Raw genomic sequence first — 23,439 nt, forward strand, 5'->3', positions numbered from 1 at the left:
CCTTGAGTGTGAATACACACAACAGGCTCGCGAGGTGCTGCCTCAAACGAGCCTGTTTATTAAACAAAAACATAACCAGAGGCGAGAAAATAACCAAATGAGCTAAAGCAATCAACACCATTTGGTTATAAAGAAACCCGATTTACAGGTAGTGGTAACGGCTGAGTCTGCTCCCGGGAAAAGGGGTCGAGCAGCCCCTGATCAAAACCATAAATGTCATCCCTGAAACGAGGCAGACCGTCGCTTCCCGGCCAACCGGACCAGTACACCATCAATACCGGCAAAGGTGCGGACACCTTCAGCCAGCGGGTACGCAGGGTCGCCCTTAACCTGGCCAAGCGGTCGGGATTCCACTTGTCCCCGAGCAACCACAAGGCAAGCTGCTCCGCTTCCGCAACCCGCACGCAGCCGGAACTGAAGGCTCGGCTGTCCTGGCTGAACAGCCGTTTGACCGGGGTGTCATGCAGGTAGATGGCATTGCTGTTGGTTAAATGAAATTTGTAGGCGCCCAGGGCACTCTTACTGCCCGGCCGCTGCCGCAGCACATAAGGAAATCCACTAAACAGTCGCTCCTGCCATTCCCAACTGGGTACGACCCGGCCGCTCCTGTCCAGCACATCGAAGTCTTCTCTCTGGATATAACCGGGATCCCGCTGCAGCTTGGGGATGATATCCTTTTCAAGGATGGATCTGGGCACGTGCCAGGGCGGGTTGACCACCACATTGGTGATTTCACTGACCATAATCGGGGTTTTCCGGCTGTCGGTGCCGACGATGACATCGCTTTCCAGCATCTGGATCCTGTCCTGATACAAACGCAGCCGATACTCGGGAATATTCACCACCAGATAAGAAGGGGCCAGGGTATCGGCGATCAGGGTACGCAGCATGCCACGTATCAGCTTCTGGGCCCGATTGACCGGCGTCACGTTGAGCCAGGCATAGGTATGGGGGCCCACGACGCCATCGACCTCGAGACCATGACGCTGCTGAAAATAACGCACCGCCTGCTCCAGTTTGGCATCATAAATTGGGGAGTCAGGATCGGCCTGAGTGGCCAGATCCCCCAACAATATCAACCGTTGCCGCAGCAGGGGCACCTGGGCCGAACGCTCGCCGAGGCGCAGGGTCGGTTTTTGCAATACCGGCCACGGCTGATCCGATAGCGCGAGCAAATGCTCTAGTTGTCGCTTGAAACTGTCATAGTCGGGATAATCGGGGATCAGGCCGTCTACCAGCACGTTCAGCTGGCCCTGTTCACTCGCCAGCTCGAGGGCAACCCGGTCCAGTTCGGTTATCACCAAGGGCGCATCACGGGTTTGTAGATGCTGCCGCTCGACAAGGCTCATCCCCTGCCAATGGCGCCAGAAAGCACTAATGCCCAACAGCAGCTGGTTGTCGGCATCATTGCCGCCGGCTTGCAGGGCCGCCTGCTGCCACCACAGGGTCAGTTGCGGATGGACATCGGCCAGGGCCAGCTCCAGACCCAGCTGATGCAACTGTGCCCGGCTCTCCGGCACTTCCTGCCATTGCTGTGCCCCGGCCCCGGGGATAGCCAGTATCAGGCATAACCATACCCATCCACACCTCAGACCATGCATCTTGTTCCTGTCTTTCGCGACTAACCACACCATAAGTATCGTCCAAGCGCCTGGCATTGCCCGACAGCGGTCGCTGACTGGGACAACCATCCATTCCCCACCGGAACACAGATACCGAACAAAAATTATTATGGGAATATCATTTTAGTATTTAATAACATATTGTTATAACAAATCGTCACTTCTCATTCCTCAAAGAATGATTAAGCTGACATAGTAATTAGACACTGTGAACCTCAGGGATAGCCACAATGAGCAATATTTTTGAAGATAACTCGCTGACCATTGGTCGCACGCCTCTGGTAAAACTGAATCGGGTCTCCAAAGGCCGGGTATTGGCCAAGGTTGAGAGTCGCAACCCCAGCTTCAGTGTTAAATGCCGGATCGGTGCCAACATGATTTGGGACGCGGAAAAACGCGGCGTACTGGTCGCCGGCAAGGAAATTATCGAACCCACCAGTGGTAATACCGGTATTGCCCTGGCATTTGTCGCCGCTTCCCGTGGCTACCCCATTACCCTGACCATGCCCAATACCATGAGTCTGGAGCGTCGCCAGCTGCTCAAGGCACTGGGTGCCAACCTGGTATTGACCGACGGTGCCAAGGGCATGAAAGGGGCCATCGAAAAGGCCATGGAGCTGGCAGAATCGGTTCCGGAAAAATATGTCCTGCTGCAACAGTTCAACAACCCGGCCAACCCTGAGATCCACGAAAAGACCACCGGACCCGAGGTGTGGGACGACACCGATGGCGAGATCGACGTGTTTGTTGCCGGTGTGGGTACCGGCGGCACCATCACTGGCGTGTCCCGGTATATCAAGAACACCAAGGGCAAGGCCATCACCTCCGTGGCGGTAGAGCCGGTTGAATCACCGGTAATCACCCAGGCCCTGGCCGGCGAAGACATCAAGCCTGGCCCCCACAAAATTCAGGGCATCGGCGCCGGTTTTATTCCGGGCAACCTGGACCTGTCGCTGATCGACCGGGTCGAGCGCGTGACCAGCGAAGAAGCCATCGACATGGCCCAGCGCCTGATGCGGGACGAAGGTATCCTGGCCGGGATCAGTTCCGGTGCCGCCGTGGTGGCCGCCAACCGCATTGCCGAGCTGCCGGAATTTGCCGATAAGACCATAGTGGTTGTCCTGCCCAGTTCCGGCGAGCGCTATCTCAGCACCGCCCTGTTCCAGGGCCTGTTCACCGATCAGGAACTGCAGCAGTAACATCCGATACGGAAGATTATCGAAGAAGGGCGCCGAATGGCGCCCTTTTGCTTGATTGCAGGGCGGCTCCATCCCCCCCCTGGATTAATACCAAATTGAATAAACATCTGATCATTCTAAAACCCGAGATCAGAGGCAACACAGCCAGCTCCCACGACACGCCATGGGCCAGGGCCATCTGCGTTTGGCGATGACGGCAAACATTCACTGGATGTTTGGTCCATCACCAAACTTGATGCAGGCAGCAAGCTGCCCCCTAAGGGCTCGGGAAATGCCATCCATGGCATTTCCCGGTCGTGGTAGTCGATCTCTGTTACTTCTTTTCAAGCACCGAGTTGTCTGTAGACGACGCCGACAGGCAACTCCTTGGCTTCAGGGGGATAAAGGGATCTGCTCCGCCGACCCTCCGCGCCAAGGATGGCGCGGCGGAGCCTACATGGATGGTATGCATGGCGTGTCGGAGGAGTTGGCCATTTGTCCGACCTTTCAGAGCGATCAAATAGATCAATTATTTAATCTGTTTGGTATAAAGCATCACTGTTTTCAGTCCGCGCATGTAAAAATGGTCTCAACAGGCCTATGATCGTCTATCCGTTGATATCCATTGTCCCATGGCCAACCAGCATCCAGCCAAGCTTACCTCTTTAACAATGGAAAGGCCGTCTGTTATTATCATCCGCTATATCACTCCAGGAGCTAACACTATGGGTCTGTTCGATAAACTGAAAAAACTGGTCTCCGACGATAGCAATGAAACCAGTGGTATCGAAATTTATGCTCCCCTGTCCGGGGAAATTGTGGCCATCGAAGATGTACCCGATGTAGTGTTTGCCGAAAAAATTGTCGGCGACGGCATCGCCATCAAACCCAGTGGCAACAAGATGGTCGCCCCCTGTGACGGCACCATCGGCAAGATCTTTGAAACCAATCATGCCTTCTCTATCGAGTCCGACTCAGGCCTGGAAATGTTTGTCCACTTTGGGATCGACACCGTCGAACTCAAGGGCGAGGGCTTTACTCGTATCGCCCAAGAAGGCCAGCAGGTCAAGAAAGGGGACACGATTATCGAATTCGATCTGGCGCTGCTGGAAACCAAGGCCAAATCGACCCTGACGCCCGTGGTTATCTCCAATATGGACGAAGTAAAAGAGCTGCACAAATTGAGCGGTGCCGTGACCCTGGCCGAGGATCTGGTCTTTCGCGTTAAAAAATAATGGCCTGCCAATGATCATGGGGAGGCGCCGGCCGGTGCCTTCTTATTATCGGCCATATGTTGGAGTTCATGATGTTTAACTGGCTAAAGAACCTGGGCAAATCCAAGCAAACCCCAAGCACCCCCGCATTTGAGACCGTCAGCTATCAAGGCTTCGATATCTACCCGGAACCCAGGGCCGAAGGCGGTCAGTACCGCCTGCAAGGCCGTATCGTCAAGGTCATCGACCAACAACCCCGAGAATACCTGCTGATCCGTTCGGATCTGCTGCCCAGTGCCGAACTGGCCGCCGAGCTGATGGTTGCCAAGGCCAAGCGGGTGATCGATGAAAATGGTGAACGGATTTTCGGCTGATGCCCCCCGGTTGGTCGGCATGGCGCCATGCCCTCAAACTTAGTGGCGAACGACGCCTGCTGGTGCTGGCCGGCGACCGGCAGTGGGCCATCGACACCGCCCGGCAGCTGGCCGACGACCAGGGCCTGTGGCTGGGCGAAGGTCCCGAAGACTGTCACCCGCTTCCCGCCAATAAGGTCGGACACTATCTGGGCCGGGAATACCCCAGCCTGACCTTTAACGCCTACAGCGGCCTGCACCCGGATGCCTTCGGCGCAGCGTTCGGTTGCCTGGCCGCCGGCGGTATTGCCCTGCTGCTCTGCCCCCCCTTCGATGATTGGCCCCGTTTTGCCGATCCCGATCTCGGGCGTTATGTGGCCCTGAGCGAGCAGGCCCGGGGGTTGACCAGCCATTTTATCCGCCGTTTTTGCCAGGTGTTATTATCCGATCCGCAGGTATTGCTGTGGCGACAACAGACACAGCCCCCCGCTTTGCCCCTCCTGACCGGCGACCCTTGGCAGCTACGGAAAGACGGGCACGGCTGCTTGAACCCGGATCAGCGCCGGGCGCTGGCCATGCTGCTGACAACAGCCCGGCGACGGCAGATGATGGTGCTGACCGCCGACCGGGGCCGAGGCAAGTCCAGCCTGTTGGGACTGGCAGCACACAAGCTGGCGGCCGGTGGGCTGCGTCTGTTGCTGACCGCACCCAATCCGGGAGCCGCGGCCAAGGCCCGGGAACATGCCCGGGGTGCACTGGATTTTATCGCCCCGGACCTGTTGCTCGATACCCTCCCCCCGGCCGATATCCTGCTGATCGATGAGGCGGCCGCCATCCCGGTGCCCATGCTGACCCGAATGACACAGCACTACTGCTGCATCTTTGCCACGACAGAACATGGCTACGAAGGAACAGGACTGGGGTTTCAACTTAAATTCCAGCAGCGACTCGACAGCCTGGCTCCTGGCTGGCGCAGCTACCGGCTAACGACCCCGGCCCGCTGGAGCCACCGGGATCCGCTGGAACCCCTGACATTTCGCCTGCTCGCCCTGGATGCGGATCCCGTTTCCCCTCCACAGCAGGGACGACTGCAACTTCGCTGGCTGGATCAAGCCCAAGTGGCCACAGACGAACCCTTGCTCAATCAACTGTTTGGCCTGCTTACCCTGGCCCATTACCAGACCAGCCCCAGTGATCTGCGCTATCTGCTGGATGCCCCCGATACCGAGATAGTGCTGGCCAGCCAGGACCATATCCCGGTGGCCGCCGTGCTGATTGTCAGAGAAGGCGGGCTGGATCCGGCACTGGGACAGGCAGTCTGGCGTGGCCAGCGCCGACCCCGTGGCCACCTGCTGCCCCAGTCCCTGGCCTTTCATGGTGGCCTGCCCGAAGCCACCGGCATGCACTATGGCCGCATCATGCGCATAGTGGTGCACCCCCGGCGTCACGGTCAGGGGCTTGGCTCACAGCTGCTGACCCGCTTGAAACAACACTATGCCGGTCAGTTGGACTTCCTCGGCGCCAGCTTTGGCGCCACCCCCGAGCTGCTGCATTTCTGGCAACACAATGGCTTCTCACTGGTGCGTCTGGGGCTGACGGCCGACGGTGTCAGCGGTCATCATGCCGCCATGATGTTGACGCCGCTCAGCCCGGCCGGACAACATCATCTGCCGGGCTGGCAGGCACAGTTCCAGGCCAATCTTGGTTACTTCCTGCAAGATGTCCTCTCCGGCTTGCCGGCAGACCTGCGCTCTCGGCTCCCCCCTGCCATGCCGGCAACAACCCCGGCTAATGACAGGCTGATCGCCCAAGGCTTCGCCTTCGCTCACCGGGACTTTAGCGCCGATAAACCGGCCCTGGCTCGTTTTTTCGCCGGCCAGGACGCCCTCGCCCGCGCCCTGACACCATCGCAGCGCGAGCTGTTGCGCCTGGCCCTCCAGCCGGGCTCACGTCTTGAACGCTTGGCAGAAACCTTTGGGCTGGCGGGTAAAAAAGCCGTGGTTAGCCGGCTACGAGCCGTATTTCAACGTCTGCTGACCGACGCATAAGGCTGAGAGGCTGTTCCATGGCCGGCGTCTCGGCCTTGGCCAAGGCCGAGTAATCAAAGGGCGTCAAACACAGGGTTATTCCGCTTTTCGCCATATGAAAATCGCTCAAACGAGTCTACGCTAAGGAAGAATTAAACATCTAGCATCGAGGGAGCTGTCAGATGGAACTGTTAACATCAATACTTTCATCGATTAACGGCGTGGTATGGGGTGTTCCCATGCTGGTCGGTATCTTGGGGATAGGCCTGTATCTGCAGCTGGGCCTCGGCTTTATGCCCATCCGTAAACTGAAAATGGGCTTTCAACTGTTATTCACCAAGGCGGAAAAGGGGGAAGGCGAGCTGTCTCCCTTCAACGCCCTGATGACCGCCCTGTCCGCCACCATAGGTACCGGTAATATCGCCGGTGTCGCCACCGCCATCATACTGGGCGGTCCCGGTGCCCTGTTCTGGATGTGGATGACCGCGCTGGTGGGGATGGCCACCAAATACTCGGAGGCCGTGCTGGCGGTCAAATACCGGGAAAAAGACAAGCTTGGTGACCATGTGGGCGGGCCCATGTATTACATCAGGAACGGCCTGGGTCCCAAGTGGGCCTGGCTGGGCATGCTGTTTGCCGTATTTGGTGCCATGGCCGGCTTCGGTATCGGCAATACGGTACAGGCCAACTCGGTGGCCCATGCCTTGGAGTCTTCATTCGGTGCCTCCACTTTGACAACCGGTATAGTACTGATGGTGCTGGTCGGCGCCGTGCTGATCGGCGGTATCCGCTGGATCGGTCAGGTGGCCGGTAAGCTGGTCCCCCTGATGACGGTGTCCTACTTTGTGTCCGGCCTGCTGGTGCTGGCGGTGAATATTACCGCCATCCCCGCCGCCTTTATGCTGATAATCGAACACGCCTTCAGCCCGGTCGCCGCTCAAGGGGGCTTCGCCGGCGCCGCAGTCTGGGCCGCGATCCGTTTCGGTGTGGCTCGGGGTATCTTCTCCAACGAGGCCGGCCTGGGCAGTGCGCCTATCGCCCACGCCGCCGCCAAGACCGACAACCCGGTGCGCCAGGGGCTGATTGCCATGCTGGGCACCTTTATCGATACCATAGTGGTATGCTCCATCACCGGCCTGGCCATCGTCGTCAGCGGCAGCTGGACCAGCGGAGAAACCGGCGCCGCCCTGACCAGCATGGCCTTTGCCACCGCCATCCCCAACGGTGACTACATAGTGACCATAGCGCTGGCGGTCTTTGCCTTCACCACCATACTGGGCTGGAGCTTCTACGGTGAAAAATGCGTGGAGTACCTGTTCGGGGTCAAGGCGATAGTGCCGTTCCGCATCGCCTGGGTGCTGGCCCTGCCGATAGGTGCGACCCAGTCGCTGGAATTAATCTGGCTGCTGGCCGATACCCTGAATGCCATGATGGCCATTCCCAACCTGATCGCCCTGGCGCTGCTGAGCCCGGTGGTATTCAAGGTGACCAAGGAATACTTCGCCAGCCAGAAGGCGACACCGGTCAGCAAAGAGTAACGATCGGAGGGGGATAGGCAGTGCCCATCCCCCTTGCCCTTGCCCGGCCGGAACAGCAATAATGATGCCTGCCTCTTTACACCGCAGGATATCCCATGACTCATCCCACCTATACCCCAGAACAGGTTGCCGACCTCTGCAGGCAATTCCCCCTGCTCAATGACCTTATCGCCTTGCGTGATGTCAGCTGGTTCAACCCGGGGCTGACCTCTATTGAGCAGGCCCTGCCCCATGTCGGCCTGGGGGCGGATGAGGTGCGACAGGCCAGCGAGCGTCTCGCCCGCTTCGCCCCCTATTTCTGCCAGACCTTCCCGGAAACCCGCTCCTCCCAGGGCATGCTCGAGTCACCGCTGCAGGCCATCCCCGCCATGCAGCAGGCACTGGCCGCCCGCTATGGCTGTGAACTGCCCGGCTGTTTACTACTGAAACTGGACAGCCAGCTGCCCATTTCCGGTTCCATCAAGGCCAGGGGCGGTATCTATGAAGTGTTGCAACACGCCGAACGGCTGGCACTGGAGGCCGGCCTGCTGAGCCTGGACGACAACTATGCCTGCCTGGACAGCGATGCCTTTCGCCGTTTCTTCGGCCAATATTCAATTGCCGTCGGCTCCACCGGCAACCTGGGGCTGTCGATCGGCATTATCAGCGCCCGGCTCGGCTTCAAGGTCAGCGTTCATATGTCCGCCGATGCCCGTCAGTGGAAGAAAGACAAGCTCCGCAGCCATGGCGTCCAGGTACTGGAGTATGCCTCCGACTACTCGGTGGCGGTCGAACAAGGCAGGGCAGAAGCGGCGACGGACCCCCGTTGTCATTTTGTCGATGACGAGAATTCCACCAGCCTGTTTCTCGGCTATGCGGTGGCCGGCGAGCGGTTAAAGGCCCAGCTGCAGCAACAAGGCATAAAGGTGGACAAGTCGCATCCGCTGTTTGTCTATTTGCCCTGTGGCGTCGGCGGCGGCCCGGGCGGCGTGGCGTTCGGCCTCAAGCTGGCCTTCGGAGATGCGGTGCACTGCATCTTTGCCGAGCCCAGCCACTCTCCCTGTATGCTGCTGGGGGTGCATACCGGCCTGCATGACCGGATTTCGGTACAGGATATCGGCATAGACAATATCACCACTGCCGACGGCCTGGCGGTGGGGCGGGCCTCGGGCTTTGTCGGGCGGGCCATGGAGCGCATGCTGGACGGCTATTACACCCTGAGCGATCAGGAAATGCTGGATTTGCTTGGGCTGCTCGCCCGCCAAGAAGGGATCCGCCTAGAACCATCCGCGCTCGCCGGCATGCCCGGCATGGCGCGGGTACTGCAGGAGACCCAGGGCTACCGGGCTCGCCTGGGCCTGACTCCGGAGATCATGGCTCAGGCCCATCATCTCGTCTGGGCCACAGGCGGCGGCATGGTGCCGGCGGAAGAAATGGCCCGCTACCTGGCCCAGGGTACCAAGGCCGACTAAATAGTTGTTCCCAATTGTGCTACAGAAATCAGGCTCGAACGCAGACTCGCCGTCAACCCTTGAGGGCTCCGTCGTAGCATCTGACCGCCATGGATGGCGGAAATGTCGGAACAGCAGGCGCATTTTCCGGCCATGGCGCAGAGGGTCTGCTTATCGAATCCTGACTTCTGCCTCGAAATGTAGCGGTATTTGCACCAGTTATTTAGGAAAAGTCGCATAGCCACCTAGGTACGACACAGAAGGTAGCGGCATCGAGGGCCGCTCCTTAGCCAAACCAGCCGCTGTTCAAGTCGTCCTTGCACTGCCAATACTGCTTCGCGTAGCGCTGCGCACGGTTATCCACCCGGCGCGAGACCTTGAGCAGCCAGCCCTTGCGCCGGTAGCTGCCCCGGCGGTAGCCGCCCCAGCCTTCGTGATAGTTCAGATACTGACCATAGGCATCCCACTTGGACACGCCGTTCAGCCTATGGGTCTTGCTCATGTACCAGCCCATGAAGTCGATGGCATCATCGAAGTCATCCCGGCTGGACCAGCCGTTGCCGCTTTCCCGTTGATAATCGGCCCAGGTTTCGTCCTTCGCCTGGGGGTAGCCATAGGCACTGGAGGCGCGGCCATAGGGAATGAACAGGAAATAGCGCATGGGTGGCTGGGCATCGTGGCGGAAGGAGCTCTCCTGATACATGGTCGCCATCATCACATGCACAGGCACGCCCCATTTTTCCTGGCTGTTTTTCGCCGCCTTGTGCCAGCTTTCATGCTGCTCAAAAATCGCACACAGATCTTCCGGGTTACGGGGTGGCGAGGTGGCACAGCCGGCAAGCATGACCACGGCCAGCAGGAGAAAAGGGGAACATGGATGGAACATAAGGCTGAACGTCAGGGAAGTGGATAGCTAAATAGTGCCCTGTCCGAGTCCTGATTGCCAGGGCGGCAGCATTGCGATGGCGGATATATAAAGAGCGGCCGAAAGGCCGCTCAACTCATGATTCAATCGTCGTCATGATGCCAGTGTTTATGCTTGTGCTTGTGTTTGTGCTTCTTGTGGTAATGGTGGTGATGGTGCACTTCTCTCCTGGACTCATGGCCATCACCGGTTCTGGCACCGATCACCGAACCGGCTGCGCCACCGACACCCGCACCGATCAGCTGGCCCTGTTGCCCGCCTACACTGCTACCGATAGCCGCGCCACTGAGGGCGCCGACGGCGCCGCCCAGGCCGGCTTCGTTTTTATTTCCCCGATCGGCGGTCGCCGCGCCACCGGCGGCGCCGCCCAGTGCAGCCCCGACCAGACCGCCGGTGTTGCCCCCCAGCTGCTGGCCGATAAGGGCCCCGGCGGCACCGCCGGCACCACCGCCGATAATGGTATTGAGGGTTTCAGAGGCCATCACCGGGGAGGCTCCCACCAGCAGGGCCAGAGCATAGGGTTTCATATATTGCTTCAGCATAAAGGTTCTCAATTGTGCCGATAAACTTGAGCATTACTATACGAAAAACCGGAGATCTGGCCAGCACAGCTGCCTTTCCCAAATGACACCAGCTCTCTTCCATATCTGAGCAACCAGTTGTATTTATTAAAAATTCATGAAAAAAACGGGCGGATTCACTCTCCCTCATGCCCATTGGCCACCGACAGGATCTGTCCATCAATCCGGTTCATGTATTGGATTAAGGCCCCTGTCCAAATTAGTTCACTTTAAAATCAGATAGTTAATAAAATAAACGCAAAATCCAGGGCGCAGTGCGCGTGGCGAAGCCCATCCCCCAATACGGATACAAGGCCTCGCCACAGCAGATGTTACGCCTGACCATCGCTATCTACAGGCAGCGAAAAGCGTTAATTCACTGATTTAATAGTGCTACCTCGACCGGGCGCGCACGCAGGCACGCCGTAGACTCATCCCTGGGGGCTCCGCCGCGCTACTGACCGCCAGGGATGGCGGGAATGCCGGAACGGCAGGAGCATTTTCCGGCCCTGGCGAGGAGGGCCTGCTTGGCGGAATCCAGTCACTGCCGCTGGTGAGCTACCGTTCGGAACAGTTATTTGATGACATCAAAAATGGGTTTCAATAGAATCCAATAATTGATATCCATCATCAACCAGGGCAAGGGCACGCCACTTGTCGAATGTCAGGCAGGGGTGCGATGTGCCAAAGATAAGGATGTCTCCAACCCGTATGTCCACCGTTTCCGGCAGCTTCATAAAGGCATGCTGGTCCATCACCTTTTCGGTACGCCAGCCACCGCACTCGGCGGTTATCTGCCGCCCCTCCCGGTAATGGGCCAGGGGAATGGGCAGACCCGCATCGAAGGCCACATCGCGCTTGCCGAAGCCAATCACGGCCAGCCCCGGCTCAGGGGTGGACTGGACATAGGCTGCCAGCTCCAATGCCGAGACCAGATCGCCGCCCAGGGTGCAGGCTGCCTGGCTGCGGTTCATCACTCCCTGCTGGGCCTGGGCGTAGATGCCCATATCATGGGTCAGGTAGCATCCCGGCCTCAGCAGCGGCAAACTCCCTTCGGGCAATACCGCCTGTTTCAGCCCCTCGGCCACCAGATCGTACCAGGCCGAGCCGGCGCCGGTGATCAGCATGGGCCTGGCCGGAAGCCGGCTGGCCTGGAACTGCAACAGGCTGACGGCGTCCGCCACCAGGGCCAGGATGCCGGCTTCGGCTCCCTCTCCATGGATGACGCCTTCATAAAATTCGACACCGGCAAGGTCCAAGCCCGGTAAGTCGATGATGGCTTCGCTCAGGGCCTTGGCGTCCTCCAGAGTACGGCAACCGCTGCGTCCCCCCTGCACCCCCAATTCCACCAGCACCTTGAGTTTTTGTTCCCGTGAAGCGAAGAAAGCCGACAATTGCTGCGCATTCAGCCGGCTGTCGACACAGCAATAAAACTCGGTCCCGGTTTCCAGCAGTTCCGCCACCAGGGCCATATTGGCCTTACCCACCAGCTGGTTTGCCATTAGGATTCGTTCAGATCCAGCCTCGAAGGCTGTCCAGGCCTGCTGGGGGCTGGCTACCGTCAGCCCCCAGGCACCCGCAGCCAACTGGCGACGAAACAGGGCCGGTGCCATGGTGGTTTTACCGTGGGGAGCAAAGGCCATGCCCTGGGCGTTCATGAAGGACTGCATCCACTTAATGTTGTGCTCCAGGGCCGACGCCTTGATCATGGCCAGTGGCAAGCTGCAATCTTCCGCCAGCACATTGTCCCCTCCGTCGGCTCTGACACTGGGTATTCCGCCCTTATGACGGCCGATCAAATTATGGTACTTCATAACTAAAACCTCTTGATTGAAAAACAGACAATTAAAAGTAACACAATATAATTTATTGTTTTTTATTTAATTTTATAATCGGCATCTATAATCTTGGTACAAAGTATCAAGTTAGACCCTCCTAATTGTGCGCATTTTCACTGTTTTTGGAAGGGGAAAAGACAATAATTTTGACGAGGTTCAAGATGACATACGAGATCGACATTGTGTCCCGCATCACCGAAAAGTTTCCCGAGCTGAGTGATGCCGAGAAGCGTGTCGCCCAGCTGGTGCTGGACGATATCGCCGCATCGGCCCGGGCCAGCATAGGCCAGCTGGCGAAGGAGGCGGGCGTCAGCCAGGCCACCATTACTCGCTTCGCCAAGTCGGTGAACTGTAGGGACGTACGAGATTTGAAGGTACGCCTGGCCCAGTCCCTGGCGGTGGGACAGCGCTTCATCCACGAGGCGCCGGATCTGGACGGCATCAACGGCATCTATGAAGGCATCAAGAATACGCTGGAGATGAACCGCAAGGTGGTGGACGAGGCCGCGATTAAACAGGCAGTGGGCTGGCTGAGCCAGGCACGCCAGACGCTGGTTGTAGGCATGGGCGGAGGCTCCACCATCATGGCCCAGGAGCTGCAATTCCGGTTATTCCGCCTGGGGTTTGTGGTAAGCAGCTATAACGACGGCCTGCTCGGCCGCATGGTGGCCTCCTCGGTGTCGGCCAGGGATGTGTTCGTCGCCCTCTCGCTGACGGGCTTTACCCCCGAGGTCGTGGAATCAGCAGAGATCGCCAAGCACTATGGCGCCAAGGTGATTGCCATCACCAGCAAAGGCTCTCCGCTGGCGAAGGTGGCCGATCTGACCCTGGGGGTGGTGACCCAGGAGACCGACTTTATCTACAAGCCCACCGCATCGCGCTACGCCATGATGGCGCTGATCGATGTCGTGGCCACCGAATTGGCCCTGGCCCATAAGCGTCAGGTCCGGGACCAGCTGAGGCGACTGAAGCTGACCCTGGATGCCCACCGCGGCGGCACCGACAGACAACCTCTTGGCGACTAGCCGGGACAAAGCAGGAAGATGTAGCATGGAATACGACGTAGTTATCACCCAGGCATCGCTGATAGACGGCAGCGGCAGCGCCCCCTATATAGCCGACGTGGCCATTCGGGGGGAGCGGATCCAGGCCATAGGGCCCGCGCTGGCGGGGATCGCCAGACACCATATAGCTGGGCAGGGCCTGGTGCTGGCTCCGGGTTTTATCGATGTCCATACCCATGATGATACCAATGTCATCCGCACCCCGGAGATGCAGCCCAAGCTCAGCCAGGGGGTAACGACAGTTATCGTCGGCAACTGCGGCATCAGTGCCGCCCCCGTGACCCTGACGGGCGCCCCCCCTGATCCCATGAACCTGTTGGGGGAGCAGGCCGACTTCTGCTACCCCACCCTGTCTGCTTATATCGATGCCGTCAACCAGGCAGGGCCCAGCGTCAACGTCGCCGCGCTGGTGGGCCACACCGCCCTGCGCCAGAACCATATGGACGATCTCTTCCGCGCCGCCCGCCCGGACGAGATCTCGGCCATGCGTACCCAGCTGAGCCAGGCCCTGGAACAAGGCGCCCTGGGTCTCAGCTCCGGGCTGGCATACGCCAGTGCCAATGCCGCCCCCGCTGCCGAGGTCATGGCCCTGGTCGAGGAATTGTCCCGCTTCGACGCCATCTATACCACCCACCTCAGGACCGAATTCGAGGGCATACTGGACGCCATGGAAGAAGCCTTCGCCACCGGTCGGCATGGCCGGGTACCGGTGGTGATCTCCCACCTCAAGTGTGCCGGTGCCGGAAACTGGGGCAGGACTGTCCAGACCCTGGCGGCCCTGGAGCTGGCGGCCCGCCAGCAGGATGTCGCCTGCGACTGTTACCCCTATGCCGCCAGCTCCTCCACCCTGGATCTCAAGCAGGTGACAGACGATTTCGATATTTTCATCACCTGGTCCGCACCTCACCCCGAACTGGCGGGACGAACCCTGGCCGAGATCGCGGCCTTGTGGCAGTTATCCCTGTATCAGGCTGCGGAGCGCCTCATGCCTGCCGGTGCCGTCTATCACTGCATGGCCGAGGAAGACGTACGCCGGGTGCTGGCCCATCCCCTGTGCATGGTGGGCTCCGATGGCCTGCCCAATGATCCCCATCCGCACCCGCGCCTGTGGGGCGCCTTTCCCCGTGTACTGGGCCATTACAGCCGGGATCAGGGCCTCTTTTCCCTGGCGGAGGCCGTACACAAGATGACAGGACTGTCGGCCAGCCGCTTCGGGCTGGTCGACAGAGGCCTACTCAAGCCCGGTTATTTCGCCGATCTGGTGCTGTTCGATCCCGAGCACATCCAGGACAGCGCCACCTTTAACCATCCCTGCACCCCGGCACAAGGCATCCACCAGGTCTGGGTCAACGGCATCCTCAGTTATCAGGATGGCCTCGCGACCGGTCGGCGCCAGGGACGATTTTTATATCCCAGACACTATCGAGGAGAAGCACAATGAGTATCAAACGTTATGGCACCGAAGGCGGTACCGGCACCGGCGGGCAGCACCTGCCCTTTGCCCGGTCGGTCGAAGCCGGAGGCTGGCTCTATATCTCGGGCCAGACGCCGATGAAAGACGGCGAAGTGGTCGAAGGGGGAATCGTGGAGCAATCGCGCCTGGCCATCGAAAACTGCCTGGAGATCATGCGCGATGCGGGTTACGGCCTGGAGCATGTGGTCCATGTCAAGGTCATACTGACAGATGCCCGTTACTTCACTTCCTTTAACAAGGTCTTCCGGGAGTATTTCGGCGCGCACCCGCCGGCTCGCATCTGTGCCGTGGCCGACTTGGTCGTGGACTGCAAGGTGGAAGTGGATCTGACCTGTTACAAGACTCCCCACTGAGGGAACGCGGCGGGCCCGGGTCCGCCATAAAAAAAAAGCGCCGACAAGCGGCGCCCAAATCAATCAAACGTTTTAGCGACGAAATTATAAAGGGTGTGTTATGGACAGTACACTGTTTCTAAGCGGCTTTCTGGCCTATGTAATATTTATGATCTGGCTGGGCTGGCGGGTTTCCCGTCACCAGCAGACAAGTACCGATTTCCTGCTGGGGGGGCGCTCACTACCGCTCTTCCTGACCCTGGGTACCACGGTCGCAACCATGGTGGGCACAGGTTCCAGCATGGGCGCCGTGGGATTTGGCTATGCCAACGGCTGGGCCGGCATGCTCTACGGGATCGGCGGGGCCATCGGCATACTGCTCACCGCCTGGTGGTTTGCCCCGGTCAGAAAACTCCGCTTTATGACCATGAGTGAGGAACTCTCCTATTATGTAGGCGCCAACCGCACCGTCAAAAATCTGGTCGGGGTACTTATCTTTATCGCCTGTATCGGCTGGCTCGGCGCCCATATACTGGGAGGCAGCCTGTACCTCTCATGGGCCGCCGGTATCGATATCACCACGGCTAAAATCTGTATTGCCCTGGGCTTTACCATCTACGTGGTGATCGGCGGCTATACCGCCGTGGTCTGGACCGACACCATACAGGCCCTGGTGCTCTTCTTCGGCTTTATCCTGATGGCCCTCGGCGCCGTCCATTATATAGGGGGCTGGGACAACCTTTACCAGGGGCTGGACCCCGCGGTGCTGACCCCATTTGCCGTGGAAAAACTGGGGACACTGCCGGCCATTTCTCTCGCCGTGGTCGTGGGTGTGGGCGTACTGGCCACCCCCTCCTTCCGTCAGCGCATCTATTCCGGCAAGGATGTGCGCACCGTGCGTCGTTCCTTTGTGATTTCCGGGGTACTCTACCTGTTCTTTGCCGCCCTTCCGGCCATCATCGGTATGGCAGCCCATGCCATAGATCCCGGGCTCGATAACAACAACTTCGCCTTTCCCTTCGTGGCCGCCACCGTGCTGCCCGCCGCCCTGGCCCTGGTGGTCCTGATCGCCGGCCTCTCCGCCACCATGTCGTCAGCCAGCTCGGATGCCATCGCCGGAGTATCCATCATGCTGCGGGATCTGTATATCCTGTTTACCGGCCGCATGCCGCCTCAGGAAAAAGCCATCAGCTACTCCCGCTATGCCCTGGTGGCGGTCATCGGCCTGGCCCTGGCCTTCGCCCTCTCATCCAATGACATCATTACCTATATCACCCGGATGATCTCCACCGTGATGTCGGGCATGTTCGTCTGCGCCCTGCTCGGCCGCTACTGGCCGCGCTATAACTGGCAAGGGGCCGTCGCCAGCCTGATCGGGGCATCCGTCGCCTCCTTCTCGGTGATCCTCAACGATGACTGGACAGCCTACTGGGGCAACCCCTGCATCCCCTCTGTCATCGTGGCCGCCGGCTCCGGCATCCTGATCAGCCTGCTGACCTCCGCCAACAGGGTCACTCCCGAAGAGGCGCTGCGGATCCTCGACGAGGAGCGGGAACAGATGGAAATGGCGGGCTGCCAGGCAGTGGCAAGCAGCACCCAAACCAAGACGGCGTAATAAGACATGGTTAAAGGCGGCTTCGGCCGCCTGGAGATGGATATGAATATTATCGGCTTCGGCGAGTGTATGCTGGAGATAAGCGGCACCCCCCTGGCACTGCGCTTCGGTGGTGACACCCTCAACACCTGTTTATACCTGGCTCGCCTGGCACCCCGTTATGGTCACAAGGTCGCCTATGCCACGGCATTGGGCGACGATCAACTCAGCACCGATCTGGTCAATGCCTGGCGGGATGAGAACCTGGATTGTCATTGGGTAGAGCACCGGGAAGGAGGCAGCCCCGGACTTTACCTGGTCACGGTGACACCAAACGGCGAACGTCACTTCCATTATTGGCGTTCGGCCAGCCCGGTACGGGAATATTTCTGCTCACCCCAGACCCGCCTTGAGCAGACCCTGGCGCAGGGCAGCTGGGATGCCTTTTACCTGAGCGGCATCAGCCTGGCCATACTGCCTCCGGCCGGCCGGGAGCGCCTGCTGGCGTGCGCCCGGCTGGCCCGGGAGCGCGGCCTGGAAGTGATCTTCGACAACAACTTCAGACCCAGACTCTGGTCTGCCGAACAGGCCAGGGACTACTACCAGCGGTTGGCCCCCTGGGTCAGCCTGGCCCTGCTGACCGAAGAAGACGAACTGGCCCTCTACCCAGAGGCCCCGGTTGAAGCCCTGATCAACCGCTGGCAGCAGCAGGGCTGCCGGGAACTGGTCATCAAACGCGGTGCCGAAGCCTGTGTGATCGCCCTCGACCAACAGAGGTGGACACTGGCACCCGAGCCCGTTACTGCGGTCGTGGATACCTGTGCCGCCGGCGACTCCTTCGCCGCCGGCTACCTGGCGGCCCGCCTGCAAGGGGAAAGCCCCGTCGCCTCCGCCCGACTCGGCCACCGGCTGGCCGCAACCGTTATCCGGTACCCCGGGGCCATCATCCCCCGGGACGCCATGGCTGCACTGCTCTAAAGGAAACAACATGCTGACCCAAACGACCCTGGCCACCACCCTGGCCCGTTTCAAGATCATTCCGGTTATCCAGATCAACCGGATAGAACAAGCCCCCGCCCTGGCCAGAGCCCTGGTCGACAACGGCTTGCCTGTGGCCGAAGTGACCTTCAGGAGTGAAGGGGCGGCCGACGCCATTCGCCTGATGAAGCAGGCCTGCCCTGAGCTCTGCATCGGTGCCGGCACCATACTTAACGGCGCCCAGGCCGAGGCGGCCCTTGCAGCGGGGGCCGAGTTTATGGTCGCCCCCGGCCTGAACCCCAATACAGTCAAGGCCTGCCGCTCCCTTGAAGTTCCCTTTATACCCGGTATCAATAACCCGAGCCAGGTGGAGCAGGCACTGGAACTTGAGCTGAGCCTGCTCAAATTCTTCCCGGCCGAAGCCTCGGGAGGCATCAACATGGTCAAGTCCCTGCTGGCACCTTATCAGCAGATAAGCCTGATGCCGACCGGTGGCCTGACGCTGGAAAATGCCGGCGACTATCTGGCGCTGCCGCGGGTTATCTGTTGTGGCGGCACCTGGCTAACCCCCACCCGGCTGGTTGATGACGGCGCTACGGATCTCATTGGCCAGAACGTCAGGCAGGCGGTAGCGCGTTTCGCCCCGGATGCGCGGGCCTGAGCCCGCGCATCATAAATAGCTTTATCGCGCGTTACCGGGAAAAACAGGCTCAAGCCCTCCAGTGTCACCCGGTAGATGCCATTTGACCACCAGGGCGGCGATGCCGGAACGGCAGGCACATGTTCCGGCCGCCACCGCGCCAGATTGAACAGCGCCATACCCATCCATCAAAAAGCCCCCGGGCATCACTGCCTGGGGGCTTGCATCTGTTATTTCGTCACACCGGGATCAGGCGAAGACGAAATATTTCCTGACCGTTTCCACCACTTCCCAGGTGCCCCGGAAACCGGGCTCGACCACGAAGATATCGCCGGCCTTGAGGTGGATCGGTTCCTCCCCTTCCGGAGTAAGGATGCAGTAGCCTTCACGGAAGTCGCAGTATTCCCACTTGGTATAATTCACCGCCCATTTGCCCGGGGTACAGATCCAGGTGCCCATGATCTTGCTGCCGTCTTCCGAGGTATAGGCATTCAGGTTTACCGTGTGCGGGTCGCCGGAGAGCTTCTCCCACTTGGTCGCATCCAGCAAAACATCAGGCTGGGTGTCGCGTAAGACAGTGATCCGTTTTGACATGCTATTTCCTTATCTCTTATCGGGTTGAACTGGTAAACGGCCGGTGCCGTTCAGCGTGCTGGTGTTGTTGCCGGGCAGCCGACAGCAACGCCGGATACTCCATGGAAAAGGGCCCCTGAGGGCCCTCTGGCAATCAGCGCTTGATAACCAGACCATATTCCTGGCTGGCGTCCTGCAACCACATCCACACATAGTCCGCGAAGCTGCGGCGTACCACCAGCTCGAAGCTGTCGGCGCCGGTTCGGCGCAGCAGCACGCTGCTCTTGGCGAACACGGTGCCCACACACTTGCCGGTGGGGAAGTTGGACGGGTGAATGTCGTAGGGCGTCGACTTCTTCAGCACCAGCTCCGCCTTGGGACCGGACAGCTCCAACACTGTCTGGCCGCCGCTGACGTCGTTGATGGCATAGTGGCCCGTCAGCTGCTCGCGTAGCTGGGCTTCCAACTGCCCTTCACGGCCGCCCTCTACTATGATCAGCCACTCGTCCGGCGCTAGCCACTGCACCAGTACCTGGTCGTTTTCCGCCGAGCTGCTTGGCTCGGTGGGCAATGCGACACCCAGTACCTTGGCAACCACGCTGGCAAACAGATCGTTGCCGGCATTGCCGCGTAGCACCAGGTGCCCCAGCAACGCCTTCTCCCGCAGTACGACCTCTCCCTGCAGATTTTTTTCAGCCAGCGCCGGCAGGTCGGCATGGTACAGGGGGGATTCAACCCGCACCTGTTGAGTGGACTCGGCCAGTTTGGTGGTTACCTTAGACATGCTGACGCTCTCCTTTGGGATCATAGAAAATGGGGCTGGTGATTTCCGCTTCCAGCACACGGCCGTCCGCCAGCGGACAATACACTGTCTGACCGGTGCGCTGGAGGCCATCCTTGACCAGTGCCAGGGCTATCGAGTGGCCCAGGTTGGCGCTGTAATAGCTGGATGACACATGACCTTCCATCTTCATCGGAATAGCCTGCTTGGGATCCAGTACGATCTGCGCCCCTTCCGGAATCACCACCTGAGGATCCTTGGACTTCAGGCCCACAAACTGCTTACGGTCGGTACGCGCGGTATCGGAACGCGACCAGGAGCGCTTGCCGATAAACGGAAACTCCTTCGTCTTGCCGATCGCCCAGCCCATCGCCATGTCGTCGGGGGTCACAGAGCCGTCGGTGTCCTGACCGGCGATGATAAAGCCCTTCTCGGCGCGCAGCACGTGCATGGTCTCGGTGCCATAGGGGGTGATGTTGAACTCGGCACCTGCCTCCATCAGCGCTTCCCACACGTGCAATCCATAGTTGGCCTGCACGTTGATTTCAAACGACAGCTCACCGGTAAAGGAGATGCGGAAGATACGCGCCGCCACACCGGCCACCGTCGCCGACCGCCAGTCCATGAACTTGAAGTTCTCACCGGACAGGTCTACATTCTCGGCCACCTTCTCCAGCACCTTGCGGCTGTTGGGGCCCGAAACGGTCATGGTCGCCCAGTGATCGGTAACACTGGTCATATACACTTCCAGCTCCGGCCACTCGGTCTGGTGCCACAATTCCAGCCACTGCAGCACGCCGGCGGCGCCGCCGGTGGTGGTGGTCATGATGAAGTGGTTATCGTCGATGCAGGAAGTAACCCCGTCATCGAAGATCATGCCGTCTTCCTTACACATCAGGCCGTAGCGGCACTTGCCCACCGCCAGCTTGGTCCAGGCGTTGGTGTAGATGCGGTTGAGGAATTCCCGCGCGTCCGCACCCTGGATGTCGATCTTGCCCAGGGTTGAAGCATCCATAATGCCCACGCTGGTACGGGTCGCCACACATTCCCGATTCACGGCCTTGTGCAGATCCTCACCGGCCTTGGGGAAGTACCAGGGACGCTTCCACTGGCCCACATCCTCGAACTCGGCACCATGCTTGACATGCCAGGCATGCATGGGCGTAAAACGCGCCGGATCGAACAGGTGGTGTGCATCACGCCCGGCCAGTGCTCCGAAGGTCACCGGAGTATAGTTGGGACGGAACACGGTCGTGCCGGTTTCCGGGATGCTCTTGTTCATGCTCTGGGCGGCAATGGCCATGCCGTTGATGTTGCCCAGCTTGCCCTGGTCGGTACCAAAGCCCATGGCAGTATAGCGCTTGATGTGCTCGATGGACTCGAAGCCCTCACGGACCGCCAGCTGGATACCCGCTGCGGTTACGTCGTTCTGATAATCGACGAACTGCTTGGGCGCCCGGCTGACCGGCTTGCTGTGCGGCACCAGGTACAGGGCCTGGGCAGCATCTTCCTGAGGGTCACGGGTGCTGATTTCTGCATCCACCACGCTGGCGGACAACTCGCCGTAACCGGCGGCGACAGCCGCCTCACGGCCGGCGACCAGGCCTTCGGCCAGCACGGCCGACAACGCATAGCTGCCCTGTACCCCGCCTGCCAGCAGCTGCTTCTGTACGGTCGGGCCGGGTACGAAACCGGCGATATCGTCCCGCCATACCGGCTTGGAACCGGTATGGCAAGCCAGGTGTACCACCGGGCTCCAACCGCCGGAGGTGGCGATGGTGTCACAGGCCACTTCGATGGCCTTGCCGGTCACCTGGGTGCCGTCGGCATTGAGCGGTGCTACCAGGGCGCCGCTGACCCGCTTCTTGCCCTTGGCCTCGATCACGCCATGGCCGGTATAGATAGTTACGCCGCGCGCCTTCAGCGCCTGATAGCGCTCACCGCGGGGAGCAGCACGGCTGTCGACCACGGCCGCAACCGGACGACCCGCGTCCAGCCAGTCGATGGCGGTCTGGTAGCCATGATCGTTGGTGGTCATCAACAGCAGCTGCTGACCAGGTACCACACCATAACGGTTGATATAGGTGGACACGGCACCGGCCACCAAACAGCCGGGCAGATCGTTGTTGCCGTACACCAGCGGACGCTCGTGAGCGCCGGTGGCCAGGATCACCTGCTTGGCACGGATCCGGTGCAGCCGCTGACGGCTCTGGCCGGACACCCGCTCACCCAGGTGGTCGGTGCGCCGCTCGAGCACGGTGACAAAGTTTTGATCATAGTAGCCAATACCGGTACTGCGCGGCAGCAGTTGTACATCGGGCAGAGCCTGCAGCTCCTTGACCGCCGCCGCCACCCACTGGCTCGGCGCCTGGCCGTTGATCAGCTGGGTGCTGTGCAGCAGGTGACCACCGAACTCGTTTTGCTCATCGACCAGCATCACCCGCGCACCGCGACGACCGGCGGCCAGCGCCGCGGCCAGGCCGGCGGCACCGCCACCGACAATCAGCACGTCACAGTGGTGATTGAGCTTGTCGTAGCTGTCCGGATCGCGCTCTTTCGGCACCCGGCCCAGACCGGCCGCCTTGCGGATCAGATGTTCGTACTTCGGCCACATGGACTCGGGGTACATGAAGGTCTTGTAGTAGAAGCCGGGGGGCATCATGCTGCCGCCGAGCTTGCCCATCACGCCCATGATGTCCTTATCCACATTGGGCCAGCCGTTGGTGCTGGTGGCGGTCAGGCCATCATACAGATCGGCCTGGGTGCCGCGGATATTGGGGATCAGGGTCGCTTCCTGACTACCTACCTGCAGGATGCAGTTCGGCTCTTCGGCACCGGCGGCGGTGATGCCGCGGGGACGGGAATACTTGAACGAACGACCGACCACATCCACGCCGTTGGCCAGCAGCGCCGAGGCGATGGTGTCGCCCTCGAAACCCTGGTAACGGGTGCCGTTGAAGATAAAGCTCAGGGGCTTGCTGCGGTTAACCCGGCCCTTGCTGCTGATGCGGTTTTTCTGGCTCATGCGTTGCCTCCTTGCTCAACCACCTGGGGTTGCTCGCCAATCTTGTAGGTTTCCTTGATTTCGTAGGTCACCGTGTGCCGGGTCGCGTTAAAGAACTTGCGGCAGCCAGTCGCGTGGATCCACAACTCATGGTGCAGGCCGCGCGGGTTCTTGCGGAAAAACAGGTACTGGGCCCACTGTTCGTCGGTCAGCGCATCCGGATCGGTCGGCCGTGCAATATGGGCTTCGCCGGCACAGTGAAACTCTTCTTCTTCCCGCATTTCCCCACAGTGGGGGCAGTAAATATGTAACAT

General features: G+C 59.9%; 20 protein-coding genes. 12 read left to right on the top strand and 8 right to left on the bottom strand.

Going from position 1 to position 23,439, the window contains the following annotated elements:
• Nucleotides 1-125: 125 nt before the first annotated feature.
• A complete protein-coding gene (locus tag DCS96_RS08470; RefSeq protein ID WP_232818205.1) occupies nt 126-1,634 on the bottom strand; it encodes a L,D-transpeptidase family protein in 1,509 nt (502 codons plus the stop codon).
• A 218-nt stretch (nt 1,635-1,852) separates the two neighbouring features.
• On the opposite strand from DCS96_RS08470, the gene cysK reads away from it, so the two are divergent.
• The 6 genes from cysK to dsdA all read left to right on the top strand — a co-directional run bounded on the left by cysK (nt 1,853) and on the right by dsdA (nt 9,383).
• Complete coding sequence (gene cysK / locus DCS96_RS08475; protein WP_116473854.1) at nt 1,853-2,821, top strand: cysteine synthase A; 969 nt, start codon at nt 1,853-1,855, stop codon at nt 2,819-2,821.
• Between the two features lie 704 nt (nt 2,822-3,525).
• Nucleotides 3,526-4,035: a PTS glucose transporter subunit IIA gene (gene crr, locus DCS96_RS08480; protein ID WP_116473855.1), complete on the top strand. Its 510-nt coding sequence runs from the start codon at nt 3,526-3,528 to the stop codon at nt 4,033-4,035.
• A gap of 71 nt (nt 4,036-4,106) precedes the next feature.
• Nucleotides 4,107-4,388, top strand: a complete 282-nt coding sequence (locus DCS96_RS08485; RefSeq protein ID WP_116474574.1) for an HlyU family transcriptional regulator — start codon at nt 4,107-4,109, stop codon at nt 4,386-4,388.
• Nucleotides 4,388-6,415: a tRNA(Met) cytidine acetyltransferase TmcA gene (locus DCS96_RS08490; RefSeq protein ID WP_116473856.1), complete on the top strand. Its 2,028-nt coding sequence runs from the start codon at nt 4,388-4,390 to the stop codon at nt 6,413-6,415. The genes DCS96_RS08485 and DCS96_RS08490 overlap by 1 nt, the downstream gene beginning before the upstream one ends.
• A 161-nt stretch (nt 6,416-6,576) precedes the next feature.
• Nucleotides 6,577-7,932, top strand: coding sequence for an alanine/glycine:cation symporter family protein (locus tag DCS96_RS08495; protein WP_116473857.1), 1,356 nt, complete (start codon nt 6,577-6,579; stop codon nt 7,930-7,932).
• A 95-nt stretch (nt 7,933-8,027) separates the two neighbouring features.
• Nucleotides 8,028-9,383, top strand: coding sequence for a D-serine ammonia-lyase (gene dsdA, locus DCS96_RS08500; protein ID WP_116473858.1), 1,356 nt, complete (start codon nt 8,028-8,030; stop codon nt 9,381-9,383).
• A gap of 265 nt (nt 9,384-9,648) precedes the next feature.
• Here the strand turns inward: dsdA and DCS96_RS08505 are convergent, their stop codons facing one another.
• The 3 genes from DCS96_RS08505 to DCS96_RS08515 all read right to left on the bottom strand — a co-directional run bounded on the left by DCS96_RS08505 (nt 9,649) and on the right by DCS96_RS08515 (nt 12,661).
• Entirely contained in the window at nt 9,649-10,248 is a 600-nt protein-coding gene (locus DCS96_RS08505) for a transglycosylase SLT domain-containing protein (RefSeq protein ID WP_116473859.1), read from the bottom strand.
• Nucleotides 10,249-10,370: 122 nt separating this feature from the next.
• Nucleotides 10,371-10,829: a YMGG-like glycine zipper-containing protein gene (locus DCS96_RS08510; RefSeq protein ID WP_116473860.1), complete on the bottom strand. Its 459-nt coding sequence runs from the start codon at nt 10,827-10,829 to the stop codon at nt 10,371-10,373.
• 605 nt (nt 10,830-11,434) lie between these two features.
• Nucleotides 11,435-12,661, bottom strand: a complete 1,227-nt coding sequence (locus tag DCS96_RS08515) for an amino acid deaminase (protein ID WP_116473861.1) — start codon at nt 12,659-12,661, stop codon at nt 11,435-11,437.
• A 185-nt stretch (nt 12,662-12,846) separates the two neighbouring features.
• Here DCS96_RS08515 and DCS96_RS08520 point away from each other — a divergent pair, with 185 nt between their 5' ends.
• The 6 genes from DCS96_RS08520 to eda all read left to right on the top strand — a co-directional run bounded on the left by DCS96_RS08520 (nt 12,847) and on the right by eda (nt 18,788).
• The gene (locus DCS96_RS08520) at nt 12,847-13,710 is read left to right on the top strand and encodes a MurR/RpiR family transcriptional regulator (protein ID WP_116473862.1); all 864 of its coding nucleotides are present in this window, start codon (nt 12,847-12,849) and stop codon (nt 13,708-13,710) included.
• Between the two features lie 25 nt (nt 13,711-13,735).
• A complete protein-coding gene (locus tag DCS96_RS08525) occupies nt 13,736-15,190 on the top strand; it encodes an N-acyl-D-amino-acid deacylase family protein (protein ID WP_116473863.1) in 1,455 nt (484 codons plus the stop codon).
• Nucleotides 15,187-15,576, top strand: coding sequence for a RidA family protein (locus DCS96_RS08530; protein ID WP_116473864.1), 390 nt, complete (start codon nt 15,187-15,189; stop codon nt 15,574-15,576). Before DCS96_RS08525 ends, DCS96_RS08530 begins: the two co-directional genes overlap by 4 nt.
• A 100-nt stretch (nt 15,577-15,676) precedes the next feature.
• Nucleotides 15,677-17,170, top strand: coding sequence for a sodium:solute symporter family protein (locus DCS96_RS08535; RefSeq protein ID WP_116473865.1), 1,494 nt, complete (start codon nt 15,677-15,679; stop codon nt 17,168-17,170).
• Between the two features lie 42 nt (nt 17,171-17,212).
• A complete protein-coding gene (locus DCS96_RS08540) occupies nt 17,213-18,127 on the top strand; it encodes a sugar kinase (RefSeq protein WP_116474575.1) in 915 nt (304 codons plus the stop codon).
• A 10-nt stretch (nt 18,128-18,137) separates the two neighbouring features.
• On the top strand, nt 18,138-18,788 hold the full coding sequence (eda, locus tag DCS96_RS08545) for a bifunctional 4-hydroxy-2-oxoglutarate aldolase/2-dehydro-3-deoxy-phosphogluconate aldolase (protein ID WP_116473866.1): 651 nt from the start codon (nt 18,138-18,140) through the stop codon (nt 18,786-18,788).
• A gap of 228 nt (nt 18,789-19,016) precedes the next feature.
• Here eda and DCS96_RS08550 read toward each other — a convergent pair whose 3' ends face one another.
• The 4 genes from DCS96_RS08550 to DCS96_RS08565 form a co-directional block, all read right to left on the bottom strand.
• Complete coding sequence (locus DCS96_RS08550; protein ID WP_116473867.1) at nt 19,017-19,361, bottom strand: cupin domain-containing protein; 345 nt, start codon at nt 19,359-19,361, stop codon at nt 19,017-19,019.
• 133 nt (nt 19,362-19,494) lie between these two features.
• The gene (locus DCS96_RS08555; RefSeq protein ID WP_116473868.1) at nt 19,495-20,124 is read right to left on the bottom strand and encodes a sarcosine oxidase subunit gamma; all 630 of its coding nucleotides are present in this window, start codon (nt 20,122-20,124) and stop codon (nt 19,495-19,497) included.
• The gene (locus tag DCS96_RS08560; protein ID WP_116473869.1) at nt 20,117-23,146 is read right to left on the bottom strand and encodes a sarcosine oxidase subunit alpha; all 3,030 of its coding nucleotides are present in this window, start codon (nt 23,144-23,146) and stop codon (nt 20,117-20,119) included. Before DCS96_RS08560 ends, DCS96_RS08555 begins: the two co-directional genes overlap by 8 nt.
• On the bottom strand, nt 23,143-23,439 hold the full coding sequence (locus tag DCS96_RS08565) for a sarcosine oxidase subunit delta (RefSeq protein ID WP_116473870.1): 297 nt from the start codon (nt 23,437-23,439) through the stop codon (nt 23,143-23,145). Before DCS96_RS08565 ends, DCS96_RS08560 begins: the two co-directional genes overlap by 4 nt.

Source organism: Zobellella maritima (assembly GCF_003075035.1).
GTDB lineage: Bacteria > Pseudomonadota > Gammaproteobacteria > Enterobacterales > Aeromonadaceae > Oceanimonas > Oceanimonas maritima.